General features: G+C 70.5%; 16 protein-coding genes. 6 read left to right on the top strand and 10 right to left on the bottom strand.

The features are described 5' to 3' along the window. Nucleotides 1-151 precede the first annotated feature (151 nt). The 3 genes from mobA (at nucleotide 152) to BLV39_RS00830 (ending at nucleotide 2,353) form a co-directional block, all read left to right on the top strand. Nucleotides 152-787 (top strand): molybdenum cofactor guanylyltransferase, encoded by a 636-nt coding sequence (mobA, locus tag BLV39_RS00820; RefSeq protein ID WP_176984721.1) that lies wholly within the window; start codon nucleotides 152-154, stop codon nucleotides 785-787. After that, the gene (locus BLV39_RS00825; RefSeq protein WP_090786062.1) at nucleotides 784-1,017 is read left to right on the top strand and encodes a DUF6457 domain-containing protein; all 234 of its coding nucleotides are present in this window, start codon (nucleotides 784-786) and stop codon (nucleotides 1,015-1,017) included. Before mobA ends, BLV39_RS00825 begins: the two co-directional genes overlap by 4 nt. A 244-nt stretch (nucleotides 1,018-1,261) precedes the next feature. After that, nucleotides 1,262-2,353: a T3SS (YopN, CesT) and YbjN peptide-binding chaperone 1 gene (locus BLV39_RS00830; RefSeq protein WP_090786064.1), complete on the top strand. Its 1,092-nt coding sequence runs from the start codon at nucleotides 1,262-1,264 to the stop codon at nucleotides 2,351-2,353. Between the two features lie 76 nt (nucleotides 2,354-2,429). On the opposite strand, the gene BLV39_RS00835 is transcribed toward BLV39_RS00830, so the two are convergent. Both BLV39_RS00835 and BLV39_RS00840 read right to left on the bottom strand, forming a co-directional pair. After that, nucleotides 2,430-4,328 carry a beta-propeller domain-containing protein gene (locus tag BLV39_RS00835; protein ID WP_090786067.1) on the bottom strand — a complete coding sequence of 633 codons (1,899 nt, stop codon included), beginning with the start codon at nucleotides 4,326-4,328 and terminating at the stop codon, nucleotides 2,430-2,432. Nucleotides 4,329-4,371: 43 nt separating this feature from the next. Next, nucleotides 4,372-4,830: an Lrp/AsnC family transcriptional regulator gene (locus BLV39_RS00840; protein WP_090786069.1), complete on the bottom strand. Its 459-nt coding sequence runs from the start codon at nucleotides 4,828-4,830 to the stop codon at nucleotides 4,372-4,374. Between the two features lie 58 nt (nucleotides 4,831-4,888). Between BLV39_RS00840 and ddaH the strand changes: the two genes are divergently transcribed. Continuing rightward, the gene (gene ddaH, locus BLV39_RS00845; RefSeq protein WP_176984722.1) at nucleotides 4,889-5,722 is read left to right on the top strand and encodes a dimethylargininase; all 834 of its coding nucleotides are present in this window, start codon (nucleotides 4,889-4,891) and stop codon (nucleotides 5,720-5,722) included. Nucleotide 5,723: 1 nt separating this feature from the next. Here ddaH and BLV39_RS00850 read toward each other — a convergent pair whose 3' ends face one another. Then, a complete protein-coding gene (locus tag BLV39_RS00850; RefSeq protein WP_090786073.1) occupies nucleotides 5,724-6,926 on the bottom strand; it encodes an ABC transporter substrate-binding protein in 1,203 nt (400 codons plus the stop codon). A gap of 87 nt (nucleotides 6,927-7,013) precedes the next feature. Next, nucleotides 7,014-7,829: an alpha/beta hydrolase family protein gene (locus BLV39_RS00855; RefSeq protein WP_090786075.1), complete on the bottom strand. Its 816-nt coding sequence runs from the start codon at nucleotides 7,827-7,829 to the stop codon at nucleotides 7,014-7,016. A gap of 65 nt (nucleotides 7,830-7,894) precedes the next feature. On the opposite strand from BLV39_RS00855, the gene BLV39_RS00860 reads away from it, so the two are divergent. Beyond that, nucleotides 7,895-8,479 (top strand): bacterial proteasome activator family protein, encoded by a 585-nt coding sequence (locus tag BLV39_RS00860; protein WP_090786076.1) that lies wholly within the window; start codon nucleotides 7,895-7,897, stop codon nucleotides 8,477-8,479. Here the strand turns inward: BLV39_RS00860 and BLV39_RS00865 are convergent. The 6 genes from BLV39_RS00865 to BLV39_RS00890 all read right to left on the bottom strand — a co-directional run bounded on the left by BLV39_RS00865 (nucleotide 8,476) and on the right by BLV39_RS00890 (nucleotide 14,582). Next, entirely contained in the window at nucleotides 8,476-9,267 is a 792-nt protein-coding gene (locus BLV39_RS00865; RefSeq protein ID WP_373315445.1) for an HAD family hydrolase, read from the bottom strand. The genes BLV39_RS00860 and BLV39_RS00865 overlap by 4 nt on opposite strands. Beyond that, a complete protein-coding gene (locus BLV39_RS00870) occupies nucleotides 9,267-10,088 on the bottom strand; it encodes an HAD family hydrolase (protein WP_090786080.1) in 822 nt (273 codons plus the stop codon). Before BLV39_RS00870 ends, BLV39_RS00865 begins: the two co-directional genes overlap by 1 nt. Nucleotides 10,089-10,252: 164 nt before the next feature. After that, nucleotides 10,253-11,518, bottom strand: coding sequence for a serine--tRNA ligase (serS, locus tag BLV39_RS00875; protein WP_090786082.1), 1,266 nt, complete (start codon nucleotides 11,516-11,518; stop codon nucleotides 10,253-10,255). A gap of 45 nt (nucleotides 11,519-11,563) precedes the next feature. Further along, the gene (locus BLV39_RS00880; RefSeq protein ID WP_143049594.1) at nucleotides 11,564-12,292 is read right to left on the bottom strand and encodes a hypothetical protein; all 729 of its coding nucleotides are present in this window, start codon (nucleotides 12,290-12,292) and stop codon (nucleotides 11,564-11,566) included. Nucleotides 12,293-12,339: 47 nt separating this feature from the next. After that, nucleotides 12,340-13,932, bottom strand: a complete 1,593-nt coding sequence (locus BLV39_RS00885) for a phytoene desaturase family protein (RefSeq protein ID WP_204083024.1) — start codon at nucleotides 13,930-13,932, stop codon at nucleotides 12,340-12,342. Next, the gene (locus BLV39_RS00890) at nucleotides 13,932-14,582 is read right to left on the bottom strand and encodes an NADPH-dependent F420 reductase (RefSeq protein WP_090786088.1); all 651 of its coding nucleotides are present in this window, start codon (nucleotides 14,580-14,582) and stop codon (nucleotides 13,932-13,934) included. The genes BLV39_RS00885 and BLV39_RS00890 overlap by 1 nt, the downstream gene beginning before the upstream one ends. 37 nt (nucleotides 14,583-14,619) lie before the next feature. On the opposite strand from BLV39_RS00890, the gene BLV39_RS00895 reads away from it, so the two are divergent. Continuing rightward, on the top strand, nucleotides 14,620-15,048 hold the full coding sequence (locus BLV39_RS00895; protein ID WP_090786090.1) for an OsmC family protein: 429 nt from the start codon (nucleotides 14,620-14,622) through the stop codon (nucleotides 15,046-15,048). The last annotated feature ends 6 nt before the right edge of the window (nucleotides 15,049-15,054 follow it).

The following is a 15,054-nucleotide window of genomic DNA, read 5'->3' on the forward strand; positions in this document are numbered from 1 at the left end:
CCTGGGAGGCCGGGCGGGCCGACCTGAGCCAGTTCCCGTCGTTGGTCTCGGGAATGCCCTCAGCAGAGCGACCCGCCCGTGTCTGGGCCCGCACGTACGCGGAACCGGCCCCGTAGGGTCGGAGAGGAGGTTCGTGGCCGAGAGGAGCGCTGTGGCGGGGTTTGCGGCCGTGGTGTTGGCGGGCGGCTCGGCTCGGCGGATGGGCGGCAACGACAAGCCGTCGGTGGTCGTGTTCGGGCGGTCGATGCGTGATCGCGTCCTGGACGCGCTGGGTGCGGCCGAGCCGACGGTCGTCGTCGGTGGAAACGTCGATGTGCCGGCGGGAGTGGGCTACACCCGGGAAGAGCCGCCAGGTGGCGGCCCGGTTGCGGCCGTCGCGGCCGGGCTGGCGGCGGTCGGCCCGGATGCGGCGGAGGTAGCGATCGTCGCCGGAGACCTGCCGTTGTTGACCGCGGACGCGGTGAACGTCCTCCGCGACCGTCTGTCCACTGCCGACGGTGCGCTCTACGTCGATCGCGACGGACGGCGACAGTTGCTGTGCGGCGTGTGGCAAGCCAAGGCCTTGCGGCATCGGCTCGCGGAGATGCTGCCCGGCACCGGCGCGAGCACAGGCTTCGACGCCGGACCCCGCGGCGTACGGGGTGCCTCGATGCGTGCGCTGATCGAACCGCTGCATGTAGTCGAGGTGGCCTGGAGCGGCGACGGACCGCCGCCATGGTTCGACTGCGACACCGACGACGACCTCCGTAAGGTGCGGGAATGGCTGACAGCGAGAGGAGCGGAATGACGCTCGACGAATGGGTGCGGGCCGCGTGCACGGAGTTGGGCATCGCGCCGGCGGAGGCTCAGGTTTCGCTCGTGCTTGATCTGGCTCGGGACGTCGCGCACAACACCGTGCGGCCCGCGGCGCCGGTTACCGCCTTTCTGCTCGGGCTCGCTGTCGGGCGCGGTGCGGATGCCCAAGAGGCCGCAGCGCGGCTGACCGTCCTCGCGAAAGCACAGGCCGCCGACCGATAAGGCAGCGGGCCAGACGGTCATCTGGCACCGGCCCGCGGCTAACCCCCGCAATCCTCGCGTTGGTTCGGATGCTGGAACATCGCTGGTCGATTCGCTGCTCAGGTTGGAAGCTCGAACAGGGCACGCGGGGTCCCGGTCAGCAGACCGGGTGTAAGCGCGGTGTAATGCCGTTATCCGACTCACACCGGCCTATCCGTGGGGACCGGTGCCCTGGGTAGGGTGTGCCTGACGGACGGAGGCGATCATGACGTCAGCGCAGCTAGCGAGCACGGGGGACGACGGCTTTACGGATGCCATCCTGCTGGACGAGGCGAGTACCGCCGACCTGCGGGGCAAGGTCATCGAGGCCTGGCGTGACTTCGCGCGTGCGTTGTCGAAGGTGGTCCCTGAGCTGCCGGTCGGCGCGCGGGTCGAGTTGACCCTTGATCCGACCGCCTCGGGCACGGGTGCGGCGGTCTACTCCGTCGAGCTTCAGATCATCGGTGACGGGATGGTCCGGGCGCTGGCGGTCGGCAACGCCGGGCTGCCGGACGGTTACCGGCTCGACCGTGGAGCGGTCGCCGACCTCGTCGCGCTCGGGTGGTCGCCGCCCGGGGTGCTGCCGGACTCCGGTGAGCAGTTCGGGTTGCACGCGCCGACCAAGGACGCGTCCAGGATCGCTACGACCGTTTCGCGTACGTTGCGGGACGTCTACGGGGCGCCCCACCCCGCCTTCCTCGTCTACCTCGTGCACGACTCCGAGGACGAGCCGATCGCGGTCGAGCCGCTCGCCACCGCGCGGCCCGAGCTTGCCGGCAGCCTTGACCTCGACAGTGCGATAAAGGCCGGGCAGGAGATGGCCGGTCGCGGGGACGACGCCGGCGAGGACGACACCGTGGCCCTCGAGGAGCGGGTTCGGACCGTGGTGGCCGCGCTCATGAAGTCCGACGCTGAGGCACTCAAGGTCGACTCGGACGGCGACATCGGCATTCGGGCCGGTTCCGCGATGGTGTTCGTACGCGTCCGCGACAACCCGCCGCTGGTCGACGTCTTCTCGCCCGTGCTGACCGACGTCGAGCCGACCGAGCAGCTCTACGTGAAGCTCTCCGAGCTGACCAACCGCATGCCGATCGGCCGCCTCTACTGCACCAACGACACCGTCTGGGCGTCGATCCCGGTGTTCGGTCGCAACTTCCAGGCGACCCACCTGATGCTCGCCGTCCAGGTGATGACGGGCCTGGCCGACGAGCTCGACGACCGCCTGCACGGCGAGTTCGGTGGCAAGCGCTTCTTCGGCGAAGGAGACAAGCCAGCGAACCGCGCCGCCCAGGAGCCCAAGACGGGCATGTACCTCTAAGAACGCCAGGAATAAGAACGCCAGGAATAAGAACGCCAGGCACCAGTCGGCGCCGGGCGATGCCAGCAGGCACCGGCTACGCGTACGGGATCCAGGCCTGGTCGCGCATCGAGGTCGAGTCGGTCGCGCGTAGGCCGGCATCCGAAACGGTCCACAGTGTCCCGTCAACGATCAGCGACCGCCGGATCATCGGCTCGTAGCCAAGGCCAAGGCTCGGAGTCGACGGGTGGCGCACCGTCCCGACCTGCTCGAGCCCCGACTCCGTGACCCGCAGGGCCAGCATGCCGACCTGCGACTGCGCGCTCATCGGCACGACGAGAAGCTTGGACGCCGGCCAATAGAGGAAAGCGTGCGGATCTCCCTCCGCCTCGGACCAACCGTCCCTCACCCGGTGCTGGGCGACCCGGCGCGGCGAGGACAGGTCGCTCACGTCGAACACCGAGATCTGGGCGCCGAGCACCCGACCGCGCGAGTCGGCGTCCTGGCCGATGCCGATCAGCCGGCCGGCGTCCAGCGGGTGCAGGTACGACGAGTACCCATTGATCTTCAGCTCGCCGCGTACCTTCGGGGCCGAAGGGTCGCCGAGGTCCAGTGTGTAGAGCGGGTCCGTCTGGCGGAAGGTCACGACATAGCCGACCGATCCCGCGAACCGCACCGCGTAGATCCGCTCACCCTTGCCGAGCCCGTCGACCACACCGGTGCGCACCATGTCGGCGGCGCGCAGCACGTACACGGACGACGAGTTCTCCGACAGCGTCGCCGCGACGCGCAGGTGGCCGTCGAACTCCGACATCGCGTACTGGTTGATCAGGTTGCCGGGCACCGAACCCGCGGCCACGTAGCGGGGTGTTCCCACACCGGTGATGTCGAAGCGGTAGATGACCGTCGAAAGATCCTGCACCGCGGCAGGGCGGCCGCGCATGACCCGCCACCGCTGGTCGTTGGCCACGTACAGGCTGGTGCCGTTGCTGTAGACCAGATCGCCGTCGGCCACGATCGTGGTCGGGTCGCCGGTGCCGTACGCGCTGCCGATGTCGAAGCTCAGCACCGTCATCAGCGACGTGCCCGAGTACGCGTCCGGACTGCGCAGCGCACCGCAGTCGATCCGGCCGCGGCGTTTCTCGCCGCCGTTGTCAGTCGACCAGCGCGGCAGCCAGTCATCGATCGTGGACCGGTCGACGAGAGCCCGGTTCGCGCGCAGCCGTTGGGTGTCCGTGGCGTTCTCGCGGTAGGGGAAGTCGATCCGCGGCCGACTGCGCACCACGATCCGCGCCGTCGAACCCACCTGGCGCGCGTCGACCACGGAGCCGTCGATCGTGTACGAGCCGACCACCACGGGCCGAGTCCCGGCGAGGTCGACGGTCACCAGCCGGACCATCGTGTCGCCCCAGGGCCGAAGGCTCTTGCGGGCGCTGTGCGAGACCGGCACCACGGCCGGCATGAGCACCATCGCGCGGTCACCGGAGAGCAGCAGGTTCGCCTCGCCGAAGTGGCCCGCGTCGTCGGCCAGGTCGACTTTGCCGGTCATCCGGCGCGTGGCCGGGTCGATCACGCGCAGTGTGCCGCCCGAGACCGTCACGATCCTGCGGCCGTCGGTCTTGACCAGGTCAGGCTCGTCGACTCCGGCCTCGTGGGTGTTGGTGCCGGAGTATCCCGACTGCTCGGACCCGGGCGCCTGCTTGGCGGCGGGCGCAGCGGCGGCGAGGTCCTCCTGCGCACCGGTGCGGGAGGCTATGCCGCCGCGGTACCCGCCGAAATCGTCGAACCCCCATGCCGTGACCACGTCCTTCGCGGCCCGCTTCAGCCCGCTCAGCACGTCGTCGCACGAGTCGAACGCGACCAGCCGGAAGGCCGGTGCCGGCAGGGCAACCGGGGCAGGCGACGCCGCGCGCGGCGAAGGGCCGGGCGAGTTGGTGCACCCGGACACGAGCAACACAGCGACGACGGCGTACGCGCCGCGGCGGGCGATGGTCATGCCGGGTTGGACGCCGCCACGGGCGGCATCGTTCCCCAAGAGTTCAGTGCGGCGCCGGCACGATGTTGGGCGAGTCGACCAGTCGACTCAGGACGATCATGCTGCGGGTCGAGGTGACGAAGGGTTCGGCCCGCAGCCGCTCCAGCGCCTGCTCCAGGTGGGCGATGTCGGCGGCCCGCAGGTGCACCAGGGCGTCCGCCTCGCCCGACACCGTGTAGGCGCCGACCACCTCCGGGTGCCGCCGGGTCGCCACGGTGAGCTGGGCGGGGGTGGTCCGTCCGGTGCAGTAGAGCTCCACGAACGCCTCGGTGGTCCAGCCGACCGCGGCCGGGTCGACCACCGCGGTGAACCCCCGGATCACCCCGGCGGAGCGCAGCCGATCGACGCGCCTCTTTACGGCGGGGGCGGAAAGCGAGACCCGTTCACCGATCTCCGAGTACGAGGCTCGAGCGTCAGCGACGAGTGACGCAATGATTCGCTGGTCTACGTCGTCGATCTGCAACGTTTCGCCTCTCGCAAGCAAGAGATTCGGCTGTCTTGACCACGAAGAGTACCTGATCATGGTGATCGTGAAGGACGAGCGGATGTCGCGTAAGCGGACATATCTCATGTGCCCGCCAGAGCGTTTCGCGGTCGCGTACGCGATCAACCCGTGGATGGACACCAGCGCGCCGGTCGACGCCGAGCTCGCCCTCAAACAGTGGCAGCTACTTCGGGAGACGCTCGCGGGGCTCGGCCACACGGTGCACGTGCTCCCGGCCGAGGACGGGCTCCCGGACATGGTCTACGCCGCCAACGGCGCCTTCACCGTCGACGGTACGGCGTTCGGAGCCCGGTTCCGCTATCCCCAGCGCGCCGAGGAAGCCAGAGCCCACCGGGCCTTCTACGACGAGCAGGGCTGGGCGTACGTCGAGCCGACGGAGATCAACGAGGGCGAGGGTGATTTCGCCTACCTGCCCGACGCGTACGGCGGCATGATCCTCGCTGGTCACGGCTTCCGCACCGAGGCCGTGGCGCACAGCCACGCCCAGGAGGCGCTGGGCCGCCCGGTGATCTCGCTCCAGCTCGTCGACCCGCGCTTCTACCACCTCGACGTGGCCCTGGCCGCGCTCGACGACAAAAGGATCACCTACTACCCGGGCGCCTTCTCGGCCGGCTCGCAGCGCGTGCTGGCCCAGCTCTTCCCCGACGCCCTGCTCGCCGACGAGGCCGACGCCCTGGCGTTCGGCCTCAACCTCGTCAGCGACGGTCGCAACGTCGTGTTCAACGCCGAGGCCACGGGCCTTTCGGCGAAGCTGGCACACGCCGGCTACACGCCCGTCCCGGTCGAGCTGAGCGAGCTGAAGAAGGGTGGCGGCAGCGTGAAGTGCTGCGTCGCCGAGCTGAGGGCCTGAGTCAGCCCAGCGTCTCCAATTCGCTGATCACCACGTTGGACAGCACGGGGCCGTCCCGGCGCACCTGACGCAGGTACCACTTCTGCTGCGGCGTGCGGGTCTGGTTGAACTGCCACTCGCCGCGCGGGCTGTCGATCAGGCCGATTTTGCCCAGAGCGAGGTTGACCGCCTGCGGCGTCGGGTCAGCGCCGGCGAGGCGCACCGCCTTGTCGATCACCTGGGCGGCGTCGTAGGAGGCGACCGCGTAGGTGGTCGGCGTCGCGCCGTACTTGTTGCGGAAGAGCGTCGCGAACTCGCGGTTGGCGGCGTTGTTGAGATCCGGCGAGTAGTTGAGCGCGGTGAAGACATCGTTCGCCTCGTTGCGCTTCAGCTCGCCGAGCACCTCGCCCTCGGTGAGGAAGCCCGGGGCGTAGACCGCGCCGCGGTAGCCGTCGTCGTGCAACTGGCGCAGGAACTCGACCGCGGCCTGTCCACTGTAGAAGCAGTAGATGGCCTTCGGGTTGCCCTGGCGCACCTTGTCGATCTCGCTCTTGAAGAACGTCTTGGTGGGCTCGGTGACGTACTCCGTCCACACCGGACCGGCGGAGAGCCGGGAGTCGCTGACGCCGAAGGCGGTGCGGAACCCGTCGACGGCGTCGCGGCCCGCCTCGTAGTTGGGCGCGATGATGCCGACCTTGCCGTCGACCTCCTCGCCGACGTAGCGGCCGAGCGCCGCGCCCGCCTCGTTGTTCACATAGGACGTGCGCCAGATGTAGACCACGCTCTGCAGGGCGGACGGCGAGGCGCAGGAGCCGATCAGCGGGATCCGGGCCTGCTCGACGGTGTCCCGGATGCCGAGCATCACGGTCGAGCTGACGACGCCGGTCAGCGCCAGCACGCCCTGCTTGAGCAGCCCGTCGAGGGCCGCCTTGCCGGACTCGACCGTCTCGCCCTCGTCGGCCACCGCGAGCTGCACGTGGTGGCCGCCCAGTCGCTGGTCGTTCATCTCCAGGTAGAGGTTGAAGCCCCGGGTGAGCTCGTCTCCGACGCTCTTGTAGCCGGCTGTCTGCGGCACGATCAGGCCGATTTTGATCGGCTCATCGCTGACCAGCCGGTTGCCGTCGGCCGCGTCCGCGCTGTCGTCATTGCCGCACGCGGCTAGGAAGCCCGCGGCACCCAAACCCGCGAACAACCGCAACGCCTGGCGGCGATCTATCTGCGACACGGAAACGACCCTCCCCGACCGGTGGGCTGATTGCCACACTCCCCCGGGGTTCCTACCGCCTGGACGACGCTGCGTCAATGAATATGATCACCGCCGCAAGGACCGCAACGCCTCCGTCACCTTTCGCCACGCTGCGGACCGCGGATCAATCAGCTCGAAATGCCCTACTTCGCGGAGTTCCAAGAGCGTAATTTCGTTATCAACCGCGCCGGCCTCCGCAACGAACCGGCGGCTCAGGGCGATCGGAACTTGCACATCCGTCGTTCCATGAAGGATCACTGTCGGTAACCGCAGCGGTATCGACGGGAGTGGGTCCGCCGCGGCGTAGGCCTCGGCCCGCGCCTCGGGGCCGCCGCCGAGCAGCGCTTCGACCGCGCCACCGTCGAGGTCCAGCCGATGGGCCTCGGCCAGATCCGCGACCGGTGCCAGCGCTAGAACCCCGTCGGGTACGGCCTCCGCCGGGGCGTGTGCGGCGTACCAGAGCGCGAGGTGGCCGCCGGCGGAGTGACCGACCAGGATCGGTGGCCCCTCGTCCGGCACCGGCCGGCCCAACTCCCGCGCGGCGGCGGCGACCAACGCCGGCAGAGCGCCCACGCCGGCCACCACGTCCTCGAAGGTGGCCGGCCAGCCACCCTCGGCGCCGGGGCCGGTCCGGCGGTACTCGAGCTGGGCGACCGCGTACCCCAGGTCGGCCAGGGCGGCGGCCAGGTGTCCGGTGTGCGCACGGTCGTACTCGTCGCGCCAGAACCCGCCGTGGATGACCACCACCAGCGGCCCCGAGCCGGCCCGCGGCAGCCGGACGTCGGCGACGTGGTCCGCGTGTGGCCCGTAGCGCACCACGGTGTCCGGCGGAGGCGCCGGCAGTACGAGCACGTCGCGTGGGTCCGGTTCGCTCGCGGGCATGTGCGGAACGCTAGCTTGCCGGGTCCGGGGAGCACCGTCGGCCGGGGTTGGGGAAAGATGGGACCATGACCGATACCCCAGGAGCGCCGGACGAGCAGGTCGAGCCCAACCGGCGGTCAGGCACCGTGGTGGTGGTCGGGCCGGACGGCCGGCCGGTCGGCACGGTCGACACCGACAACGGTGGCGAGGAAGACCCCGGCCGCCAGATCGAGCAGCCGGCCAAGGTCATGCGGATCGGCAGCATGATCAAGCAGTTGCTGGAAGAGGTCCGGGCGGCGCCCCTCGACGAGGCCAGCCGCGTGCGCCTGCGCGACATACACCAGCGCTCGATCATCGAGCTCGAAGACGGGCTGTCGCCGGAGCTGCGCGACGAGCTGGAGCGGCTCTCACTGCCGTTCAGCGAGACGTCGACGCCGAGCGAGGGCGAGCTGCGGGTGGCCCAGGCCCAGCTCGTCGGCTGGCTGGAAGGGCTGTTCCACGGCATCCAGGCGGCCCTGGTGGCCCAGCAGATGGCCGCCCGCATGCAGTTGGAGCAGATGCGTGGTGGCCGCCCCGCGCTGCCGCCCGGCGCCGTACCCGGCGTGATCCCGGGCATGCCCGGCACCAACCCGCCGCAAGAGGGCGGGAAGGGCACCGGCCAATATCTCTAAGGGAGCAACTGCTCCAGGTAGGTCGCGACGCCGTCGTCTTCGTTGCTCGCGACCACCTCGTCGGCGATCTCCTTCACCGCCGGGTGCGCGTTGCCCACGGCGACCGCATGCCCGGCCCAGGCCAGCATCGGCACGTCGTTCGGCATGTCGCCGAACGCGGTCACCTCGGCGGCCGGCACGCCGAGCCGGGCGCAGTACCAGGCCAGCCCGGCCGCCTTGGTGACGCCCGACGCGGACACCTCGACCAGCCCGGACGTCGACGAATGGGTTGCCTCGCCCACCCCGGCCAGGGCCTTGGCGATCTGGTCGGCGAACTCGTCCGGGTCCCGGTCGCCGGCCCGCACCAGCAGTTTGACCGCGGGCTCGGTGAGCAGTTCGGCGATCGCCCGCACGGCCTGGACGCCGCCGTGCTCGCTGTCCCAGCGCATCGGGTAGTCGATGTGATGCCGCATCTCCCGGCCGTCCATGATCTCGACCGCGAGCACCGCCTCGGGCACCTCTTCGGCCAGCCGGCGGGCGATCTCCTCGAGCGCCTCGGGTGCCAGGGGGTCGGCCCGCAGCACCTGGTCGCGCATCGGGTCGTAGACCACGGCGCCGTTGGCGCACACGGCCGGCAGCGGGATGGCCAACTGCGCGTAGACCGTACGGAGCCAGCGGATCGGGCGCCCGGTCACCAGCACCACCGGCACGTCCGCGGCGGCGGCCCGCTCGAGTGCCTCGGTCGTCCGGGCGCTGATTGTCTTGTCGGCGCGCAGCAGGGTTCCGTCGAGGTCGGTGGCGATCAACATCATCTAGACAGTAGCCGGTCTAGATATACGGCCACGCCGTCGTCCTCGTTGCTCGAGGTGATCTCGTCGGCGGCGGCCTGGACCAGCGGGTGCGCGTTGGCCACAGCCACCCGGCCCCAGCCGGCCCACGCGAACATCGGCAGGTCGTTGGGCATGTCACCGAAGACCAGCACGTCGCCGGGGTCGACGCCGATGGCCTCCGCGACGACCGCGAGGCCGGTGGCCTTGTCGACGCCGGGCGGGAGGATCTCGATGAAGCCGAGCCCGGCCTGCGTCACCGTGGCGATGGCGGGGTCGACGATCCGGGCGGCCGCGGCGAGGAGCTCGTCGACGTCGTGACCCGGCGCGCGGGCGAAGGCCTTGATGACGTCGCCGGTGAAGCAGTCCGCGCGGGCGCGCGGCTCCAAACGGTCGGGGTAGCGCCACGCCGGGTCGGGGTCGCCCCAGAGGGGGTCGTCGTGTCCGTCGAGCGCCTCGACCATCACGGTCAGCGGCCCGACCGCGGCCTCCAACTCGGCGATCACGGGGGCGAGCACCCGGCCGGACAGGCGCGCGTCGCGCAGCACGATCGGGTCCACCGGGTCGGTCTGGTCGACCACGCGGCCGCCGTTGGCCATCACCAGGAAGTCGGCGTCGCGGATGTCGTTGCGGGTGAGCTCGGTGAGGCGGGGGCCGCGCCCGGTGGCGCCGACGATCGGGATGCCGGCCGCGCGCACCCGGTCGAGGACCTCATGGGTGTAAGCGGAGACCGTGTCGTCGTTCCGCACGATCGTGCCGTCGAGGTCTGTGGCGACCAGTTTTGGCAGGCCCGGTCGGGGCATGGCTCCTCCTCGCCCCGACCGGTGACGACCGCCGGGAGGAAGCCGCGAGCGGCCGGGCAGCAACCGTACCTCGCACTCGGTAGCCCAGCCATGACGTTTGGGAGAAATCGTCGCAGCCGGGCAGCGGCCACTCAGCGGTGGCCGCGCCGGCCGAAAACACCAGGTCAGGACCGCTTGACCGGCTCCAGAACCTCGCGACCGCCCAGATAGGGCCGCAACGCCTTGGGTACGACGACCGACCCGTCGGGCTGCTGGTGGTTCTCCAGGATCGGCACGATCCAGCGGGTGGTGGCCAGCGTGCCGTTGAGCGTCGCGGCGATCTGCGGCCGACCGGCCTCGTCGCGGTAGCGGATGTTGAGCCGGCGGGCCTGGAACGTCGTGCAGTTGGACGTCGAGGTCACTTCGCGGTAGCGACCCTGCGACGGCACCCAGGCCTCGCAGTCGTACTTGCGGGCCGCGCTGCTGCCGAGGTCGCCGGCGGCCGTGTCGATCACCCGATAAGGCACCTCGACCTTGGCCAGCATCTCCTCTTCCCAGGCGAGCAGCCGCACGTGCTCGTCGTGTGCCTGCTCCGGCCGGCAGTACGAGAACATCTCGACCTTGTCGAACTGGTGCACGCGGATGATGCCCCGCGTGTCCCGGCCGTACGAGCCGGCCTCTCGGCGGAAGCAGCTCGACCAGCCCGCGTAGCGGACCGGCTCGCCGAGGTCGAGGATCTCGTTGCTGTGGTAGGCAGCCAGTGGCACCTCGCTGGTGCCGACGAGGTAGAGGTCGTCGGCCTCGAGCCGGTAGACCTCGCTGGCGTGCGCACCGAGGAAGCCGGTGCCCTCCATGGCCTCCGGCTTTACCAGCGCCGGCACGATCGCCGGGGTCAGCCCGTATTCGACGGCCTGCGCGATCGCCATCTGGAGCAGGCCGAGCTGGAGCAGGGCGCCGACGCCGGTCAGGTAGTAGAACCGGCTGCCCGACACCTTGGCGCCGCGCTCGACGTCGATCGCGCCCAGCAGCTCACCGAGCTCCAAGTGGTCGCGGGGCGAGTCCAGCTCGGGCTTGGTGCCGACCTCGCGCAGCACGACGTAGTCGTCCTCGCCGCCCGCCGGTGCGCCGGCTTCGACCACGTTGGAGATCCGCAACTGCGCCTGGCGCAGCGCCGCCTCGGACTCGGTGACGGCCGCCTCGGCCGCCTTGACCTCGCCCGAGAGCTCCTTGGTGCGCACGAGCAGGGTGTCCCGCTCGGCGCCGGTCGCCTTGGGCATGAGCTTGCCGAGCTGCTTCTGCTCGCCGCGCAGCGCCTCGAAGCGCTGCACGGTGGCCCGCCGGGTCTCGTCGGCCGTGAGGAGGTCGTCGACGGCGGACTCGGACTCACCCCTGGCCCGCTGGCTGGCGCGCACAACATCGGGATCGTCACGAAGCAGTCGAAGGTCAATCACGGTAAATCAGACTACCGGGGCCGCCGGACGGCGGTCGCGCGGATATCAGCGGTCGCGGTCGTCGTCGCTGTCGGGGAGGGCGAACGGCCGGGCCGGCTGGACGGTGAGGTCGAGCGGCGCCGCGGCGGCGAGCGCCGTGGCCGTCTCGTCGCGCACCGGGCGGGGCGGTTGCCAGCCCAACGCCGGACCGCCGGTGGCCTGTGCCGCCGAGCCGCGGCCGCTCAGGAACAGCGCCACGGCTGCGAGGAGGACGGCGACGAAGGCGGCGGTGAGGCCACCGCGCCGCTCGATCTCGATGTCTTCCTGGAAGAGAAAGAAGAAGGAGCGCATGATCGAGTTCTGGATGTTGGCCATGAGCGACACCAGCACCGCGAGCGATGCCCCGGCGAGGGTCAGCCCCGTCAGCCGTGCGACCGAGCGGGCGGCCGGGGGACCCGCGAGCGCGAGGACGCACGCGACGGCCACGACCAGCAGGCACACCAGGTAGACGGTGGCCAGCGTGCCGAGGTCGTCCAGGTGGAACTCGGTGGGCCGGTCGCTCTGGACACCGGTGTTCGGGTCGGGCTCGCCCAACGCCAACATGGCCGAGAACCACGGCGCGATCAGCGCCACGAATCCCGCGACCGCGGCCGCGAGCATCGTGCCGGCGAGGATCAGCCTCCGTGGGTCGACGATGCCCCGGCGCAGCCGATCCACAAACGGCCAGGACCGGTCGGGTACGGCCTCGCCGGCACCGAACGCCACGACGGCCGGGCCGGACGGCTCTGCGGACATGCACATCAGCATGCCACGATGCGGCCAGGACCGGGGCGTTCAGTTGATCAGGGCCGGCGGCGGCGGTCCCGCATGATCTGCTTGACCACGTTGCGGCCCGGGATGCCGGTCACGCCACCGCCGCCGTGGGTCGCGCTGCCCGCCTGATAAAGACCCCTGATCGGCGTACGCAGGTCGGCGTACCCCGCGGCCGGCCGGCCGTGGAACATCTGGCCCGGCGTCAGCTCGCCGTGGAAGATGTTGCCGCCGACCAGGCCGTACTCCTGCTCCATCGTGTGTGGACCGATGACCTGGCGGCCGATGACCGAGTCGGTGAACCCGGGCGCGACCGTCTCCAGGCGGGCCACCAGCCGGTCGGCGTACGCCTCCAACTCGGCGGTGTGTGGCGCGCCGGCGTAGGTGTGTGGCACCCACTGGGTGAACGCGCTGACCACGTGCTTGCCCTCGGGCGCCAGCGTCGGGTCGAGGACCGACGGGATGCAGACGTCGGCGAACGGCAGCGTGGCCGGGCTGCCGGCGGCCGCTTCAGTGAACGAACGCTCGATTTCTTCCAGCGAGTCGGCGAGCACGATCGTGCCTCCGTGCACCTCCGGGGCGTACGCCGGATGGCTCGTGAAGGTTGGCAAACGGTCGATCGCGAAGTTCACCTTCACGGTGCCCGAACGGCTGCGCCACGCCTCGATGTCGGTGACGAACTCGGCCGGCAGCTCGGCCCGGTCGAGCAGTTCGAGGAACGAGATCCGCGGGTGGGCGGTGGTGATCACGGTCGGCGCGCGCAGCTCCGTACCGTCGGCCAGGGTGACGCCGAGCACCGCGCCGCCGCGGGTGTCGATCCGGGCGACCGGCGACCCGGTCCGGATCTCCGTGCCGAAGGCACGCGCGGCCGCCGCCATCGCCTGCGTCACGCCGCCCATCCCGCCGCGCGGGAACCCCCAGCCGGCCTGCTGACCGCCGGTCTGGTCGAGATGGTGGTGCAGGGTCACGAAGCCGGTGCCGGGGCTGCGTGGGCCGGCCCAGGTGCCGATCACTCCGGAGACGCTGAGCAGGCCGCGCATCGCGTCGGACTCGAAGCGGTCCTCGACCAGGTCGGCGATGCTCGCGGTGAACAGCCGGGTCAGGTCGACGGCGGCACGCACGTCGACGTGGCGCAGCCGGCTGGCCAGCCCGGCCTGCGCGGCCAGGTCCAACGGTCGCTTCGAGCCCAGCTTCGGCGGTATCTCGTGCAGCAGCGGGCCGACCAGCCGGCCGAGGTGGGAGAGCCAGGTGTCCCAGCGCTCGTACGCGTCGGCGTCCCTGGCGGAGAACCGGCTGATCTCGCGATGCCGCTCCGCGGGGTCGTCGGGCAGCGCCAGGTAGCGGCCGTCCGCGCGCGGCGCGAAGTACGGACCCTGCGGATAGACGTGGTAGCCGTGCTCGACCAGCCGCAGGTCACGCACCATATCCGCGGGCAGCAGGCTGACCACATAGGACAGGCTGGTGACCGTGAAGTCCGGCCCGAACGGGTGCTCGGAGACCGCCGCGCCGCCGACGGTGTCACGCCGTTCGAGCACCAGCACCCGGCGCCCGGCCCGGGCCAGATAGGCGGCCGCCACCAGACCGTTGTGACCACCGCCGATGACGATGACGTCGTACGCCGACATCAGCCCTGGATGACGTTGATGTTGAAGGCCAGGTTGCCGTCGAGGGCGCGCAGGATCGACACCCAGAGCGGCATATACATCTCCATGCCCCGCGACGCTTCGATGCCCCCGAGGTCGAGCACGTTGGCGGCGGCCCAGCCGAACTCGCCGAGCAGCACCGTCACGGCGCGCTTGGCGTCGGCGTCGTTCCCGGCGACGAAGATCGTGTGCTGGCCGGGCACCAGGGTCGGCTCGACCATCACGCTGCCGTTGACGGTGTTGAGGCTCTTGACGATCCGGGCGTCGGGGAAGCTGCGCTGAAGCTGCTCGCCGACGCTGTCGGTGTTGCAGACGCTCAGCCGTAGCTCGCCGGTGGAGAAGTCGAGCGGGTTGCTGACGTCGAGCACTACCTTGCCGGCGAGGGCCGAGTTGCCGCCGGCCATTTCCAGCGCGTTGACCGCGTGCTGGCCGGCGGTGGCGTTGATCACCAGGTCGGCGTCAGCGACCGCCTCGGCGAAGGTGCCGCATCGGGCCGCGTGTGCTTCGGCCCACTCCAGCGCGCGTGGATTGCCCGTTTCGCGGGCACCCAGCGTGACGTCATGGTCAAGGTTGTGCAGGCGGGTACCGAACGTCTGGCCAACCGCGCCGGTGCCGAGGATGCCGATCCGCATCCAGCAATCATGCCCGACAGTGGACTAGCGTCGAGGTATGCCAATCCGCACTTCTTCCGCCCGCTGGTCGGGCAACCTGACCGAAGGTTCCGGCACGATCCGCACCGGCAAGGGCGGCTTCGAGGGGAACTACAGCTTCAAGTCGCGCTTCGAGGAGGGTGAGGGCACCAACCCTGAGGAGCTGATCGCCGCCGCGCACTCCGGGTGCTTCTCGATGGCCTTCTCGAAGGGCCTCGCCGACGCCGGCCACATCCCGACCTCGGTCGAGACGACCGCGAAGGTGCACCTCGACAAGACCGACGCCGGCATGACCATCACCCGGATCGACCTGGAGAGCGTCGGCGACGTCCCCGGCATCGACGACGCCGATTTCCAGAAGATCGCCCAGGGTGCCAAGGAGAACTGCCCGATCTCGCGCCTGCTTTCCCCCGGCGCCGAGATCACCCTGACCGCCCGGCTCGCCTGAGTAGGT

Origin of the sequence: Asanoa ishikariensis (assembly GCF_900107455.1) — a bacterium.
GTDB classification, from domain to species: Bacteria; Actinomycetota; Actinomycetes; order Mycobacteriales; family Micromonosporaceae; genus Asanoa; species Asanoa ishikariensis.